Here is a 14,845-nt window from a genome sequence, read left to right on the forward strand (position 1 = left end):
CGCGTGTCCCTGCCGTGGGCGGCGACGGCGGCACTGCTGCTGGCGGTGCTCGCGGCCGGGCTGCTCACGCCGGCCCGGACGGCGACGGTGCGCACCGACACCCTCGGCCCCGACCACGGCGAGGCGGTCGCCGGCTACCTCGCGCGCGCCCAGGCGAGCGTCGAGTCCGGCACCGGCGAACCGCGGTGGGGCCTGGTGTCCTTCGCGACGCCGGTGACGGTCGAGCAGGCGGCGGCGCTGCCGGGAGACCCTCGCATCGCGCAGGTGCTGTTCCGCGTCCCGATCGAGCGGGTGCAGACCCCACTGGTCCCGGTCGCCGTGCCCGCCCATCGGGAGGCGCTGCTGCGTGCGCCCGCCGTCGCGGCGGGCCGGCTGCGGCAGGCGGGCGGCGCCGACCGGGCCGCGCGCGTCGCCGCGGTCTCGGCCGATCGTCTCGCGGACGGGTGCGCCTGCGTCGTCGGCGTCGTGGTGCGCGTCGCGCCGGCGGTGGCGTCGGAGCTCGCCGCGGCCCCCGGCGTCCGCGCCGTCGAACTGCTGCCCGCGGACGCGGTCGCCGGCGCGTTCTCGGTGAACCCGCTGCTGCCCGAGCACGTCGACGTCGTCGCTCCGGGACCGGACGACGGCGAGCCCTGAGATCCGGTCGCGCAGGATCGGCGGGACAGACGCCTCGCCGGTGGGTACGGTGGCGCGGTGGCACGGGTTCTGGGGTATCTCCTGGTTGCGCTGCTCGCTGCGACCGGTCTGCTGTGGCCGCTGCTCGCCGGACTCGACACCGGCGACGCATCCGCCGCGTCGGATCCGGCGCGGATCACGAACTACACCGCCGACTACACCGTCGAGGCCGACGGCGGGCTCACCGCCACCGAAACCGTCACGGTCGCCTTCCCGGCCGGCCGGCACGGCATCTTCCGGTACTGGGACGTCACCACGGGCGCCGATCCGCACGTGCGCCACATCCCCGAGATCGTCTCCGTCGAACGCGACGGCGCGCCCGAGCCGTTCGAGACGAGCCGGCAACAGGGACACCGATTCGTCGTCGCGAAGATCGGGGACCCCGACGTGTACCTGGAGCCGGGCACCCACACCTATCGCATCGAGTACACCACCGAGGGGGTCCTCGACCCACCGGGCGGCGCCGCCGCGACGTTCGACACGGCCGCGGGGACGGCCGCCCCGGTCGGCTCGGTGTTCCACTGGAGCGTGGTTCCCGGCGGGTGGGAGATGGCCATCGACCGGGCCGACATCACGGTGCGGCTGCCCGCGGCGTCCGGCCTGGTCGAATGTGCGGTGTCGGGGGCGGCCTGCATCCTCGGCGGGGCCGGCACCGACACCGTCTCCGTCGGGGTGACCGGGCTCGAACCCCGGACGGCGGTGAACGTGCGCATCGGGCTCGGGCTCGACGCCCCGGCCCGGGCCACGGTGCCCTGGCCGGTCGCCTGGGATCCCATCCTCGGGCGGTCGGCGCCGGTCGTGGCGGTGGTCGCGATGCTGAGCCTGCTCGGATTCGCCGTCGCGGCCCGGTGGGCGTGGACAGCCCGCGAACCCGAGCCGGGCCTGCCGGTGCTGTACTCGCCGCCCGACGGCTTCGGACCGGTGCAGACCGTCTACCTCGCCTCCGAGCGGCCCGGGCCCGCGCCGCTCGCGGCGACGCTGCTGTACGCCGCAGAGGAGGAACTGGTCGAGCTGCGCCCCGCCGGCGGCGGGAAGAAGTCCGACGTGTGGGAGGTCCGCGGCGTCGCGTCCGCGGACAGGTGGGCGGCGACGGACCCGGTGACCCGGGCGGTCGGCGACGCACTGCAGATCTCGTACCCCGGCGCGGTGCTGCGGGCCGACGGCTCGAAGTCGGCGGGGGAACGGTTGTCGAAGGCGACGACGGAGCTGGCGTCGCAGTGCCGGATCTGGGCCCGCACCGAGGGACTGGTGGCCCCGTCGGCCCGCGAGCGTCTCGGCAAGGCGGCGGTGGTGCTGGCGCTGGTCCTCGCGGTGGTCGGGTTCGCGGTGCCGGTGTGGCCGAGCATGTGGGGCCTGCCGGCGGCGGCGTTCGTGTTCGGCGGATGGGAGCTGTTGCGGCCGGAGGCGGGGACGCGGCGCACCGCGAAGGGCCGCGAGATGTGGTCGCGTGCCGGTGGGTTCCGGCGCATGCTCGTGACCCCGTCGAGCGAGGACCGCTACCGGTTCTCGGCGGAACGCGACCTCTACACCCGCTACATTCCGCACGCGGTCGCGTTCGGCGTGGCCGACCGGTGGGCGGAGAAGTACCGCACGGTCACCGGGTCCGAGCCGCCGGCGCCGGCGTGGTACCCGTATTCGGTCGGAGTGCACGGATTCGCCTCGGGGACCGGGGGATTCGACAGCTTCGAGTCGGCCCTGTCGTCGTCGATCGGCGCGTACACCGCGTCGCAGTCCTCGTCGTCGGGCGGCGGTGGTGGCGGTGGTGGCGGCGGCGGCGGTGGTGGCGGCTCGTGGTGACCGATCGCCGCGGTGAACGAGGCACCGGCGCGTCCGCACCGGTGCCGGGCTACGGAAGGAGGGCGGCTCCATGGTGACCGCAATCGTGATCGTCGTCGTGCTGGTGGTGGTGCTCGGTGCCGTGTTCGTGGTCGGCTTCAACCGGCTGCGCCGCGCCGACGTGCTGGCCCAGGAGGCCCTCGGCGGCATCGACGTGCAACTGAGCCGGCGCGCGGACCTGGTGCCGAACCTCGTGGCGACGGTGCGCGGCTACGCGGCGCACGAGAAGAGCGTGCTCGAGGAGGTCACCGCCGCGCGCACCGCCGCGTCGCGGGCGGCTTCCGGCGGCACGGTCGCAGAGAAGGCCCAGGCCGACGCCCGGCTCGAGAAGGCGGTGTTCGACGTGCTCGCCGTCGCCGAGAACTACCCGGACCTGAAGGCATCGGCCAACTTCCTGGATCTGCAGCGCCAGCTCGGCGAGACCGAGGACCAGCTCGCCTTCGCCCGCCAGTACTACAACGACGCCGCGGGCCGGCTCAACACGTCGCTGAAGACGATCCCGTGGATGTTCTTCGCGGGACCGGCGGGTGTGCGCGAGCGTGAGTTCTACACCGCTCCGGCGGGCACGGAACTGCCGCCGACCGTGTCGTTCTGATCCACCCGGCGCGCGCGGTCGCGCCACCGGGCCCTACCGTTGAGCGGTGAGCAGCACCGCATCGCGCTTCGACGCCGGCATCGTGTGCGGGCTCGGCGCCTATCTGACGTGGGGACTCTTCCCGGCGTTCTTCGGGCTGCTCGAGCCCGCCGGACCCGTCGAGATCCTCGCCCACCGGGTGCTGTGGACGCTGCTGGCGATGCTGCTGCTGCTCGCCGTGCTCGGCCGGCTGGGCTCGCTGCGGGGACTGGGCGTGCGGGTGTGGGCCCTGGTCGCGGCGGCGTCGGTGGCCATCGCCGTCAACTGGGGTACGTACATCTACGGCGTCGTGTCGGGCCGGGTGGTCGAGACCGCGCTGGGCTACTTCATCAACCCGCTGGTCAGCGTGCTGTTCGGGGTGTTGTTCTTCCGGGAGCGCCTGCGCCGCGCCCAGGTCGCGGCCCTGTTCGTGGCGACCGCCGCGGTGGCGGTGATCACCGTGGACTACGGCCGGCCGCCGCTGATCGCGCTGACCCTGGCGTTCTCGTTCGCGCTGTACGGGGTGGTCAAGAAGATCGTGCCGCTCGATCCGCGGACGTCGCTGACGGGGGAGGGCATCGTCGCCGTGCCGTTCGCGGCGGGCTACCTGGTCTTCCTCGCCGTCACCGGCACCGGCACCTTCACCGGCCACGGGGCCGGGCACTCGCTGCTGCTCGTGTCGGCCGGGCTCGTCACGGCGCTGCCGCTGCTGCTGTTCGGGGCGGCCGCCCAGCGGGTGCCGCTGGTGACCCTCGGCATGCTGCAGTACCTGACCCCCGGCCTGCAGATGGCGTGGGGCGTGCTGGTGCTGCACGAGGACATGCCCGCCTCGCGGTGGATCGGATTCGGGCTGATCTGGACCGCGCTGGCGGTGTTCACCGTCGACGCCGTCCTGCGGGCCCGCACGGCGCGCGGACGCCTCGAACCGGTCACCTCGAGTACACCGGAGTAACACCGGTCACGACTCGCCGCCGGCGCCGGTGTGGCGGTCCGATCCCGTCGCCGGGGAGGCCTACACTCGGGATGCTCACAGACCTTCCGGGAGAGGCACGCGTGGCTGACTCGTTCGTTCATCTGCACAACCACACCGAGTACTCGATGCTCGACGGCGCCGCGAAGGTCGGTCCCCTGTTCAAGGAAGCCGAGCGGCTGGGGATGACGGCGGTCGGGATGACCGACCACGGGAACATGTACGGCGCCAGCGAGTTCTACAACGCCGCGACGAAGTTCGGGATCAAGCCGATCATCGGCATCGAGGCCTACATCGCCCCGGAGTCGCGGTTCAGCACCAAGCGCGTGCAGTGGGGGGATCCGAGCCAGAAGTCCGACGACGTCTCCGGTTCCGGCTCGTACACGCACATGACGATGGTGGCCGAGAACGCCACCGGACTGCGGAACCTGTTCAAGCTGTCCTCACTCGCCTCCATCGAGGGCCAGCTCGGCAAGTGGGCCCGGATGGACGAGGACCTCATCGCCCACCACGCCGAGGGCATCATCGCGACCACCGGCTGCCCGTCGGGGGAGATCCAGACCCGGCTGCGTCTCGGCCACGACCGCGAGGCGCTCGAGGCGGCCGCGAAGTGGCAGGAGATCTGGGGCAAGGACAACTTTTTCCTCGAGCTGATGGATCACGGCCTGTCCATCGAGCGCCGCGTCCGGGAGGGCCTGCTCGAGATCGGCCGCACGCTCGGCATCCCGCCGCTGGCCACCAACGACTGCCACTACGTCACCAAGGATGCCGCCGAGAACCACGAGGCGCTGCTGTGCATCCAGACCGGCAAGACGCTGTCGGATCCGACCCGTTTCAAGTTCGACGGCGACGGCTACTACCTGAAGTCCGCCGCGGAGATGCGGGCGCTGTGGGACGGCGAGGTGCCCGGCGCGTGCGACAACACGCTGCTCATCGCCGAGCGGGTGCAGTCCTACGAGGAGGTGTGGACCCACCGCGACCGCATGCCGATCTTCCCCGTGCCCGAGGGGGAGACGCAGGCGAGCTGGCTGCGCAAGGAGGTCATGCGCGGCCTCGACCGCCGCTTCCCGAACGGCGCGCCCGACGAATACCTGCGCCGCGCCGACTACGAGATCGACGTGATCTGCGAGATGGGTTTCCCGGCGTACTTCCTCGTCGTCGGCGACCTGATCAACCACGCCCGCGAGGTGGGTATCCGGGTCGGTCCGGGTCGAGGCTCGGCCGCCGGTTCGCTCGTCGCCTACGCCATGGGCATCACGAACATCGATCCGATCCCGCACGGCCTGCTGTTCGAGCGGTTCCTCAACCCCGAGCGCGTGTCCATGCCCGATATCGACATCGACTTCGACGATCGCCGCCGCGGCGAGATGGTGCGGTACGCGACCGAGAAGTGGGGCAACGACAAGGTCGCCCAGGTGATCACGTTCGGCACCATCAAGACGAAGGCCGCGATCAAGGACTCGGCGCGCGTGCAGTTCGGCCAGCCGGGCTTCGCGATCGCCGACCAGATCACCAAGGCGCTGCCGCCGCCGATCATGGCCAAGGACATTCCGGTGTCGGGCATCACCGACCCGAACCACGAGCGGTACAAGGAGGCCGCCGAGGTCCGGGCGCTGATCGAATCCAACCCGGACGTGAAGAAGATCTACGACACCGCGCTCGGCCTCGAGGGCCTGATCCGCAACGCCGGCGTGCATGCCTGCGCGGTGATCATGTCCTCCGAGCCGCTGATGGACGCCATCCCGCTGTGGAAGCGGGCGCAGGACGGCGCGATCATCACCGGCTGGGACTACCCGTCGTGCGAGGCCATCGGCCTGCTGAAGATGGACTTCCTCGGTCTGCGGAACCTCACCGTCATCGGTGACGCGATCGAGAACATCAAGAACAACCGCGGCATCGACCTCGACCTGGACACGCTGCCGCTCGAGGATCCGCCCACCTACGAGTTGCTGGCCCGCGGCGACACCCTGGGCGTGTTCCAGCTCGACGGCAGCGCCATGCGCGATCTGCTGCGCCGGATGCAGCCGACCGGCTTCGAGGACATCGTCGCCGTGCTCGCGCTGTACCGGCCCGGCCCGATGGGCATGAACGCCCACAACGACTACGCCGACCGCAAGAACGGCCGGCAAGAGGTCAAGCCGATCCACCCCGAGCTCGAGGAGCCGCTGAAGGACATCCTGGCCGACACCTACGGCCTGATCGTCTACCAGGAGCAGATCATGCAGATCGCTCAGAAGGTGGCCGGTTACTCGCTCGGACAGGCAGACCTGCTACGGCGAGCCATGGGCAAGAAGAAGAAGGAGATCCTCGAGGAGGCGTACGGCGGCTTCCAGAAGGGCATGCTCGACAACGGCTTCTCCCAGCCCGCGATCACCGCATTGTGGGACACGGTGCTTCCGTTCGCCGGATACGCGTTCAACAAGTCGCACGCCGCCGGGTACGGCCTCGTCTCGTTCTGGACGGCGTACCTCAAGGCGAACTACCCCGCCGAGTACATGGCGGGCCTGCTCACGTCCGTCGGCGACGACAAGGACAAGGCTGCGGTCTACCTGTCGGACTGCCGCAAGATGGGCATCACCGTGCTGCCGCCCGACGTCAACGAGTCGCGGGTCGACTTCGCGTCGGTGGGGGAGGACATCCGGTTCGGCCTCGGCGCGGTGCGCAACGTCGGTACCAACGTTGTGGCGTCCATCATCCGGGCGCGGGAGGAGAAGGGCCGGTTCACCGACTTCTCCGACTACCTCAACAAGATCGATGCGCTCGCATGTTCGAAGAAGGTCACCGAGTCGCTGATCAAGGCCGGTGGGTTCGATTCGCTCGGCCATCCCCGCAAGGGCCTGATGCTGGTCCACGCCGACGCGATCGACGCGGTCATGGGCACCAAGAAGGCCGAGGCGATCGGGCAGTTCGACCTGTTCGGCGGCGCGGACGCCGACGAGTCGGTCACCTCGGTGTTCAACGTGAAGATCCCCGAGGAGGAGTGGGATACCAAGCACAAGCTCGCCCTCGAACGGGAGATGCTGGGCCTGTACGTGTCCGGGCATCCGCTCAACGGCGTCGAGCACGTGCTCGCCCAGCAGTCGGACACCGCGATCCCGACCATCCTCGAGGGCGCGATCAAGGACGGCACCCAGGTCACCGTGGGCGGCATCCTCGCGTCGGTGAACCGCCGCATCAACAAGAACGGTCTGACCTGGGCGTCGGCGCAGCTCGAGGATCTCGCCGGCGGCATCGAGGTGCTCTTCTTCCCGCAGTCCTACTCGGTGTACGGCATGGACGTGGTCGAGGACTCGGTGGTGCTGGTCAAGGCGCGGGTGTCGATCCGCGACGACCGGATCTCGTTGATCGCCAACGATCTCGCCGTGCCCGACCTGTCGCAGGTCGGGGTGGCCAAGCCGCTGTCGGTGTCGATGCCGACCCGGCTGTGCACCCCCGACAAGGTCGGGGCGCTCAAGAGCGTGCTCACCCGCCACCCCGGTACCTCGGACGTGCACGTCCGGCTGATCTCCGGCAGCAAGGTCACCGTGCTGAAGGTGGACGACAGCCTGCGGGTGGAGCCGTCGTCGGCGCTGATGGGGGATCTCAAGGCTCTGCTCGGGCCGGCCTGCCTGGCGACCTGACCCGCCGACGGTGTCTGCAGTCGGACGACGCTGCGGTCGGGTGTCGCTGCGGTCAGGTGTCGCGGCGGTAGTGCAGCAGGCGGGCCCACCAGACGACGGTGGCGGTCGCGGCGGCGGTGAGCACGGCGGTCTGCGCATCCGCGGTGATCGCGAACAGCGCCAGGAGGACCAGGACGGCCGCGACGAGTGCCTCGAGCTTGTACAGCGGCCATGCGGTTCCGGCCACGTCGACGGACGCGGGCCGGCGGCGGGTGGGGGTGGGCGAATCCATCGTCGTCATCTCGACCTCCGTGCGCCTCGGGGAACCCGTCCGCCAGGCTACTCGCAGACTTGTTTTCGGTCTACCGAACATTGCCGATCGGCGCGGTGACGCCGGGTCCCGGCGGTCGGGTCGTCGCCCTCGCCGTCGATGTTGCCCGGCGGCGGCACGGGCGGCTCGAGCAGCGCCCACTGGGCGTCGGTGAGCGACGACGACGGTACACCGCGCACTGGTGTCCGGGGGCCGTGTCCGGGGTGGGGCATGCCGGGCACGGCGCGATGAGCGATGATGGCCAGTGAACTCTTGGTCGGGTCGTGACGTAAGCACTCTTGACTTACCAGGAGTTCACCTGTTCCCACACTTCACATGCCTCGCCACCGGCTCGTAGCGTTCTCGGATGCACTCTGAGCTCGATTCTTCACCTCGGCGACCTGCTGCGACTGTAGGGGCCGGTGTTGTTCGGCGTGTCGCGGCGACTCGCGACGGTTACCACCCGATCATCTTGGGGTTCCTTCCACAGAAACATCCGAGACGAGGACACATGGTGGCCGTGGGCATCAGTGTGCCCGACGTGCGGGCCGTCGGCGAGCAGCCGAGCAATCGATACGCGTATCGACCTGGCGGCGTTCCGGGGCCGGTTCTACGACTGCCTGACCACTCGTCGTGACGCATTGTTCGAGTTGACTGACGCGGTGCTGTGTTCCGGCGGTGCGGTCCGTACCCTCGTCAAGTTGCCCCTGACACCCGAACGCCGTCGCGGTCACGGCGCCCTGTACGACGGCCTGGGCGGATTCGACATCGATCGTCTACGGAACATGATTGCCGCCGAGTCGATCCCACGCGACCGCGAGGGCGCGATCGTGTTGGCCGTCGATGTCAGGGCCTGGCCGCGCCCGGATGCCCGACGAGCCCACAGCGTACGTTCCGCCACGTGTACGGGCGCGGCACGGGACGGGCGCAGCTGATCCCCGGCCGGCAGTACTCGTTCGTCGCCGCGCTCGAGCCGGGTCGCACCTCGTGGACGGCGGTGTTCGACGCAGTCCGCCTGCAGCCGGACGACGATGAAACACTCGTCACCGCAAGACAAGTGCGCAGCGTGGTCGAGCGTCTGCGAGCGGCCGGGCAGCACCGCGACGGTGACCCGGACATCCTCCTGATCTTCGACGCTGGTTTCGACCTGCCTCGGCTGGCGGTCGCCCTCACCGACCTTCCGGGGTGGATCCTGGGCCGAATGCGCGGGGACCGCGTGTCGTGCTTCCCGGCGCCACCCCGGCACGGCCCGCAGTTCCGGTTCGCCGACCTGAGCAGCTGGCCCACACCCGCGGCCACCACGAGCACGGTCACCGGCCGGTACGGAACGGCGACGGCCTCCGCATGGAATCAGCTGAACCCGAGGCTCATCCACCAAGGGGTGTGGGCCGAGCATCCCGGAGCACTGCCGATCGTCGAGGGCACGGTAATCCCACTGACCGTCGGCCATCTGCCCGGAAACCGGCACCCGGCCCCGGTATGGCTGTGGTACTCGGACCCCACCGTAGGAGGTGACCACGTCGACGGACTGTGGCAGATGTTTCTGCGCCGCTTCTTTCCTCGTGCACACCTTCGAAGAAGTTCCAGCAGGCGTCGGAGTGGACTGCGCCGACGATCCGCCGTCCCGAGACGGCCGATCGCTGGACCTGGATCGTCATCGTGGCGCATGCCCAGCTGCGGCTCGCCCGGCCCCTGGCCGAGGACCTGCGCCGACCCTGGGAGCGACCGCGGCCTCCGGGCCGGCTGACCCTGGCCCGGGTCCGTCGCGGGTGTCGGTGCATCTGCCGGACGATGCCCACTCCGGCCGGTGCGCCGAGACCCTCCCGGCCCGGTCCCGGACGACCCTTCGGCTCGAAGAACACCCGTCCCGCTCCGTATTTCCACGCGGGCAAACGCGTCAGAACCGACATGCAGGAACCGGCCGGTGTAAACCGCACAGGTCAAAAATCAAGCTCAGGGAATGGAGGAGCCGACTACTCGGGCTTACTGTCTCCCGAGCTAAGACGATCAGGTGGTGCAGTAACTACTCGATCAGCGCACAACAACCACGGCGGACGAAGTAGCAGACGCGCGGTGCAATCGGAGTCCGTTGCGGCGATCACTGACTGATGTATGAGCTCGATAATCTTCGAATTCGAATCGAGTGCTGGAACGCCTCGGCAGAAGCGGTGCGCCCGCTGCGCGAGTAGTGCACCGGACAGCGCGCCGTTTTTCGGCGCAATCTGCAAGATTGTACGACGCGCGAGTCGGATGAACATGCTGCAAATCGTTGGTGGCGACTGCGCCAGCACACGATCGGGCAGAGATGACATCGCTCACTGGCGACTGCGCCGGACCGCACGGAACACCGAGGGTGGATCGATTGCCCACCCAGGGTGGGTTTCCGGGTGGTCGAGCGAGCGGAAGATAGACAAGGAGGCAAATCTCAGTTTGGAACAAATGAACGGCCATTGGGGAGGCGTGGACGACGTCGGTTACGCGCTCGTGACCTGGGTGGACGGCCCCATGTGGAGGTCCGAACGGCCTCTATGTCGAACAAGTCCATCAATTGATGTCGGTATCCGTGCATGACGGTCTCCTCGAGCGGCCGCTCGGATATCCGGCCGTGGGCCGCGAAAGGATGTACTGCTACAAGATGTTGCGGACCGATCCGGCTGGCGTGACGGTGCTGCCATTCCGGTGGAGTCCTCGAACCGAAAACGCTCCGGGAACGACTTGATCGAGTCGATTTGAAAACTTCCTAGAACTCATAAAGGAGCGAGAAGGAGCAATGCACGAATCGACCATGGTGCGGCACAATCGGGTGTTCGACGACGCCTCGAGCGGCACCCCAAACGATTCCAATGTGCTTTTCGGGCGGCGGCCGGAATGCGCACGAATTGATCAGTTGTTGGCGGAACCCCTGACGGGGGCGAGCGCCGCGCTCGTCATCACCGGGGATCCTGGGATCGGTAAGACAAGCCTGCTGCGCTACGCCCGCGACGGCGCTCGCACACTGAAAGTGTTGTCCGTGAGCGGGGTCGAGGCGGAGACCATGTTCCCGTTCGCAGCGCTAGGACGATTGCTCACGCCCGTCCTTGATCGGCTCGGTTCGCTGCCCGCCGTTCAGGCGGACGCCCTGCGCTGCGCGCTCACGCTCAGCGCGGAACGACCCCGTGACCGCTTCGCTGTGTGCGCGGCGGCATTTCAGTTGCTCGCGACGACGGCCGAGAGATCCCCGACTCTCGTGCTCGTCGATGACGCGCAATGGTTGGATGTCTCCACCGCCGAGGCACTCGCCTTCACTGCACGCCGACTGCGGGCCGAGGGACTCGTGCTGTTGATCGCCACGCGCGACGCCGGAGGCTTCGCGGACATCGAGCAGCTGAACATCGGCGCGCTCGACGAGGATTCCGCCGCGGAGTTGCTCACCGCCCGATTCGCGGCTGCACCCGCCGAGGAGGTCGTGCGCGCGCTTACCGCGGAACTCGGAGGCAACCCACTGGCATTGCATGAGGTCAGCGGCACCCTCACCCGCGCTGAGCTGACCGGCACCGACCCGCTCCGAGCGCCATTCTCGGCGGAGAACGCCGCATCACGCATCTTCGGCCCGCGTATCTCCGCCCTCGACCGTGCATCGCTGCACGCGCTCCGCATCACCGCGGTCGCCGCCGGTGATGGCCTCGAGGTGGTGCTCGCCGCGCTGGCGGCGAAACCTGGAGATTGTGCCGCGCTGGAATCGCTCGAGAACAAGGGGCTGGTCGCCGTCGAGGTCGCCGATGTTCATTTCGTGCACCCGTTGCTGCGTACTGCCGTACTGACCAATCTGACACCGGGCCAATTACGGGCACTCCACCGAACTGTTGCCTCCGTCATGACGGCGCCGTCACAGGCGGAACGCCGGGCCTGGCACCTCGCCGAGGCCGCTCTGGGGCCTGACGAGGCCGCCGCTCGAGCCCTCGAACAGGCTGCAGACCATGCGCTGAGACGCAGCGGCTATGCCGGCGCCGCTCTGGCGCTCGAGCGCGCCGCTGAACTCTCCAGGGACGGCCCCTCGAAGGCGCGCCGATTCTGTGCCGCCGCGAACGCGGCGCACTCCGCGGGACAGCTTGACACTGCGCTGCGACTGCTGAGGAAGTCCGAAGAGTACACGGTCGATCCCGTCCTGCATGCCGACATCGCGGACATGCGCGGTCGAATTGAACTTCACACGGGACGGGCCAGCGTCGCCCGCATGGTGTGGCAGGCCGGCGCGGTTGCGGTCAGCGAGGTTGAACCCGCGCGGGCGGCCTCGTTGCGGGCCACGGCTGCCATTGGAGCGCTGGCAGCGGGTGATCCCGCGGGCGCCTGTGCGCTCGCGCGGGAGGCCGCCCACTCAGCTTCCCCGGCCGACGGAAACACCCAACTCCTGAGCAAGACCGTCATCGGGAACGCTCTGACACTGATGGGCCAGGAGTCGGACGGCATGCGGTGGATGCGGGAGGCGGCCGCGTCGACCCGGAAGCCTGCGGCAGGTGAGCCCGACATCGAGTGGGTCCTTGTCGGCGCGCTCAGTGGTGTGACCTGGTACGGCGAGGAGATCGATCCGCGGGGGTTCCTCGACCCGTTGCTTCATCAGCTACGGCGCAGCGGCGCGCTGGGCCATCTACCGCTGGCGCTGCATGTTGCAGCGCTCGCCGACAGTAGGCGAGGACGGCTGCAGTCGGGCCGGTCCGCGGCTGCGGAGGCGGCCGAACTGGCGGCCGGTATCGGTGACGTCTTCACGCTGTGTCCGGCGCTGGGCTGCCTTGCGCTGCTCGAAGCGCAAGTTGGTGACGAACAGTCCTGCCGTGCTCATGCTGCAGAATCGCTGCGACAGCGTGAGGTCACCCGCTTGGGCGTGATGCATCACGTGGCGCTGGAGGGATTGGGCCTGCTCGAGCTGAGCCTGAACCGACCCGATCGGGCGATTCCATACCTCGAGGAGGTCAATCGAGGCCCGGAGCCGGATGTACGCGACCCGATGGTGGTGCGAGTCTCGTCCCTGGATCTCATCGAGGCCTACGTTCGGGTCGGTGCGGACATCAGCGCCACAATGCGAGATCAGCTGGGGGGATTCGCAGGATTGACGCTGCCTCCGGCGCTCAGTGCTTTGATCTGGCGGGCTATGGCGTTGGTAGCTGGCGATGGGGATTACGACGAGTTCTTTTCGCGGGCACTCGCCTTCCACGCTCGGTGCCCGTCGCCGTTCGATGCGGCCCGCACGCGATTGTGCTATGGCGAACGGCTCCGTCGGGCGGGTCGTCGGCGCGACGCGCGCGAGCATCTTCGTTGCTCACTCGACGGGTTCGAGCGAATTGGGGCTCGCCTGTGGGCGGCGCGGGCGGCCACCGAACTCACCGCCGCCGGGCAACCAGCCAAGGCGCGAAGTGGAAGCGTTGCCGACGCGCTCACCGCACAGGAGTTGGAGGTGGCCCAGCTTGCTGCAAACGGTGGCACGAACCGTGAGATCGCCACGCAGCTGTTCCTCAGTGTCAAGACGATCGAGATGCACCTGGGACGGGTTTATCGCAAGGTTGGTGTCCGCTCCCGGACGCAGCTCGCCAACTCCTTCCGGGACAGCGTGAAGGACTGCGTGTGATCACCGCCGGGCGCTGTACGCGATCCACCCCGCCCGTGGTCGTCGTCAAGGGCGCTTCGACTGCCTCCCCTGGCGACGCGGTTGCCGGGACAGCACCCGATTCCAGGCGGGGGACGGCCCCGGCTTCGCGCTACCGGCTCCGGCCCTTCGACCTGCACGGACCTCGTCCTTCTCGAGACACCCCACTCGGTCAGCTCGTCAGCCACCTCGGGCAGGGGCGCCGCTCTCACCGTTCCTGCGGTACCGGGCTGGTAGGTCGCGAGGGCGGCGGCACCGATCTGGCCGAAGAACCGGGCCTCGTGCTCATCGAGGACATCGATGAGCACGAGCGGCGAGATCATCCGCTGCAGCCGGCCATCAGCGAAGCTGACAGTGCGTGCGCGAACTTATGGGATGGCGGTCACGATTGGGCCGACGTAGTAGTACGGTGCACCCGTGCCGATGCACTGGATGAACGCTCGGGTACCGGGTGTGTATCGGAAGAAGATCGGGTTCGGTCCGGTCTCGAATTTGTAGAAGTCCGGGACCACTTGTAGGTACGGCGGCTCGAGACTCCATCCCTCGCACTCCCACGTTTCCCCTGGTGCCAGGTCCATGCGGATGACCCCGCCGGGTTCGGGTGTGGCGACCGGCGGGGTCGCGGACGCAGTGCCGACTGCCAGCAGACCGAGCGCCGCTGCCGCTGCCACCGACCCGGCACGTCGGATGTTTCTGAGTCGGATGTTTCTCATCGGAAGTCCTCCTCTTGTCGGGTTTGGGGTGGCAAGTTCAGCGGTGGTTGCGCGGATGCGCCAGCCGGATCAGCAGGCTGCCGAGCGAGTGACCTTCCTTACCGAGCACTCCGAAGCGGTGGATCACCGCGAGGTCGCGCTTGTACGGGGTGCCGGTGACGCCGCAGGCCCGCTCGACCGCGGCAACTCTCCGAGAGAGTTCCGTGCGCCGGACGACCGCCGCGAGAATTTCCGCGTCGATGTGGTCGATCTCGTTGTGCAGCTCGTCGAACTCGATTGTGATCGATCGCTCGTCCGATTGGGGGAACGCAAGTGGGTTCATCTCCAGCTCCTGGCAACTATCGCGTATCAGGTCGGTGGTTGTCGGTGGTTGTCGGCGGTTCACCGTGGAACCGAGACCGACACTATGGATTCCACGAAGTACCGACGGCTGCAAATCTCCACACCGAGGGAAAGGGTCACGGGTGGGGACGGGACGGATCGTGCAGTCGGCGGCCGGACCGGGCGATGGCGGG

At 68.8% G+C, this 14,845-nt stretch carries 9 protein-coding genes; 7 read left to right on the forward strand and 2 right to left on the reverse strand.

Annotated elements, in window-relative coordinates:
- The first annotated feature begins 3 nt into the window (after positions 1 to 3).
- From A4U64_RS09480 to dnaE, 5 genes are all read left to right on the forward strand, one after another.
- Positions 4 to 633, forward strand: a complete 630-nt coding sequence (locus A4U64_RS09480; protein ID WP_081705100.1) for a hypothetical protein — start codon at positions 4 to 6, stop codon at positions 631 to 633.
- A 57-nt stretch (positions 634 to 690) separates the two neighbouring features.
- A complete protein-coding gene (locus tag A4U64_RS09485) occupies positions 691 to 2,469 on the forward strand; it encodes a DUF2207 domain-containing protein (RefSeq protein WP_065922495.1) in 1,779 nt (592 codons plus the stop codon).
- A gap of 70 nt (positions 2,470 to 2,539) precedes the next feature.
- Entirely contained in the window at positions 2,540 to 3,103 is a 564-nt protein-coding gene (locus A4U64_RS09490) for a LemA family protein (RefSeq protein ID WP_043801901.1), read from the forward strand.
- 46 nt (positions 3,104 to 3,149) lie between these two features.
- Positions 3,150 to 4,073 (forward strand): EamA family transporter RarD, encoded by a 924-nt coding sequence (rarD, locus tag A4U64_RS09495; RefSeq protein WP_006933438.1) that lies wholly within the window; start codon positions 3,150 to 3,152, stop codon positions 4,071 to 4,073.
- A gap of 101 nt (positions 4,074 to 4,174) precedes the next feature.
- Positions 4,175 to 7,711, forward strand: coding sequence for a DNA polymerase III subunit alpha (gene dnaE, locus A4U64_RS09500; protein ID WP_006933439.1), 3,537 nt, complete (start codon positions 4,175 to 4,177; stop codon positions 7,709 to 7,711).
- A gap of 52 nt (positions 7,712 to 7,763) precedes the next feature.
- Here dnaE and A4U64_RS09505 read toward each other — a convergent pair whose 3' ends face one another.
- The gene (locus tag A4U64_RS09505; protein WP_006933441.1) at positions 7,764 to 7,991 is read right to left on the reverse strand and encodes a hypothetical protein; all 228 of its coding nucleotides are present in this window, start codon (positions 7,989 to 7,991) and stop codon (positions 7,764 to 7,766) included.
- Between the two features lie 671 nt (positions 7,992 to 8,662).
- Between A4U64_RS09505 and A4U64_RS28750 the strand changes: the two genes are divergently transcribed.
- Together A4U64_RS28750 and A4U64_RS09520 are read left to right on the forward strand one after the other, a co-directional pair.
- Positions 8,663 to 8,935: a hypothetical protein gene (locus A4U64_RS28750; protein WP_065922496.1), complete on the forward strand. Its 273-nt coding sequence runs from the start codon at positions 8,663 to 8,665 to the stop codon at positions 8,933 to 8,935.
- 1,835 nt (positions 8,936 to 10,770) lie between these two features.
- Complete coding sequence (locus A4U64_RS09520; RefSeq protein ID WP_084648619.1) at positions 10,771 to 13,599, forward strand: helix-turn-helix transcriptional regulator; 2,829 nt, start codon at positions 10,771 to 10,773, stop codon at positions 13,597 to 13,599.
- A 768-nt stretch (positions 13,600 to 14,367) separates the two neighbouring features.
- Here the strand turns inward: A4U64_RS09520 and A4U64_RS09525 are convergent.
- A complete protein-coding gene (locus tag A4U64_RS09525) occupies positions 14,368 to 14,652 on the reverse strand; it encodes a chorismate mutase (RefSeq protein ID WP_006943743.1) in 285 nt (94 codons plus the stop codon).
- Positions 14,653 to 14,845: the final 193 nt, after the last annotated feature.

This window comes from Rhodococcus sp. WB1 (genome assembly GCF_001700945.1).
Lineage (GTDB): Bacteria > Actinomycetota > Actinomycetes > Mycobacteriales > Mycobacteriaceae > Rhodococcus > Rhodococcus aetherivorans.

Coding starts and splice junctions, on each gene's coding strand:
- A4U64_RS09490 (WP_043801901.1), top strand. CDS start 2,540: ATGGTGACCGCAATCGTGATCGTCGTCGTGCTGGTGGTGGTGCTCGGT.
- A4U64_RS09505 (WP_006933441.1), bottom strand. CDS start 7,991: ATGACGACGATGGATTCGCCCACCCCCACCCGCCGCCGGCCCGCGTCC.
- A4U64_RS09520 (WP_084648619.1), top strand. CDS start 10,771: ATGCACGAATCGACCATGGTGCGGCACAATCGGGTGTTCGACGACGCC.
- A4U64_RS09525 (WP_006943743.1), bottom strand. CDS start 14,652: ATGAACCCACTTGCGTTCCCCCAATCGGACGAGCGATCGATCACAATC.